Raw genomic sequence first — 1,224 nt, 5'->3', positions numbered from 1 at the left:
GATAGATGGGCGAGCGCTATAACCTACAGAAAAAGAAAAAGAAAAATTGCCTCTGCTTGCGGACTCCGCATAATCATGCGCCCTGCATAATTGCGGTTATGAGGAGCTCCTCATAATCGCAAGGGGCATGCGGGTTTGGCGCTGGTGGTCCAAACAGTTCTGGGACGTGATCCGGACATTGGGGCGATCCGCCAATCGTGGTGTTCCAGCATTCCAGAAGCCGGAGCGCCAAAACCGCTCAAGAGATCTTCTGTGACTTCCAGGGGCGCCGGCTGACCGTTGATGGCTACGCCGGATACGATGCATTAAGTGATCCTAAGAAAACCAATGCCCCTTGGACGATGGCCTATTGCTGGACGCATTGGCGACGCCGCTTCGTCGATTATAGCCGCACGACACACTCTCCGATTTGTCTGGAAATGACCAATCGCATCGCGCAGCTTTATCGGATCGAGGCTGACATCCGGGGCAAAGCGCCGGACGTTTGGCGCGCCGTCAGGCAACAGCTTTCCAAGCCCATCGTGGCTGCACTGCGTCTTTGGCTGGAAGGGCAACTCGACCTGCTCTCTTCAAGCTCGGATCTTGCCCGCCATATCAGGTATGGCCTCAAACGGTGGGCGGGCCTGACCCAGTTCCTTGACGATGGCTGCATCGAGATGGATACGAATGCAGTAGAGAACGCAATTCGCCCGATCCCTCTTACAAGAAAGAATGCACTCTTTGCGGGAAACGACGACGGGGCGGTCACATGGGCACGCATGGCATCGCTGATCGGTACCTGCAAATTGAACGGCATCAACCCGCAGGCCTATCTGGAACACGTGCTGGACAAGATATTGAACGGACATATGCAGGACGACATCAAAAGCCTGATGCCTTGGACCTTCAAGCCGAACGGGTCAAAGTACTCATGAGCAAGATGAAAGATCTCGAGCGCAGCATCGAGGTGATCGCAGGGCAGATCACGGCTCAGCAAATGATCATGGAGGGCGTCATCGTCGAAGCCCTCCGCAAGAACGCCATCGACGAAGCGCAAATCATGGCGCTGCTGACCCAAGGCATGGATGTCTTCGAGAACAACAAGAACATGACAAAGAGCGAGACCTTTGGCGCGCTCGGCACCCTGACCGTACGCCTTCGGCGAGGGCCGTCTTAGCGCATTGAGGAATTAGGCTTAAGGCATGGCTTATGTCATGTTTAAGCAACTTCCCCACCGTCGAGGTT

General features: G+C 55.1%; 1 protein-coding gene and 1 pseudogene. Both read left to right on the top strand.

The genetic code is table 11. The annotated features are described in order from the left end of the window. Window positions 1-182 precede the first annotated feature (182 nt). Window positions 183-914, top strand: a pseudogene (gene tnpC / locus BM225_RS21515) (IS66 family transposase); the annotation flags it as partial. Next, entirely contained in the window at window positions 911-1,156 is a 246-nt protein-coding gene (locus BM225_RS21510; protein WP_092465546.1) for a hypothetical protein, read from the top strand. The pseudogene tnpC and the gene BM225_RS21510, both read left to right, overlap by 4 nt. Window positions 1,157-1,224 lie beyond the last annotated feature (68 nt).

It is taken from the genome of Donghicola eburneus (assembly GCF_900115865.1).
Classification (GTDB): Bacteria; Pseudomonadota; Alphaproteobacteria; order Rhodobacterales; family Rhodobacteraceae; genus Donghicola; species Donghicola eburneus.
The sequence above is the reverse complement of the archived record's forward strand: the minus strand, read 5'-3'. Positions and strand labels throughout refer to the sequence as shown.

Coding starts and splice junctions, on each gene's coding strand:
- BM225_RS21510 (WP_092465546.1), top strand. CDS start 911: ATGAGCAAGATGAAAGATCTCGAGCGCAGCATCGAGGTGATCGCAGGG.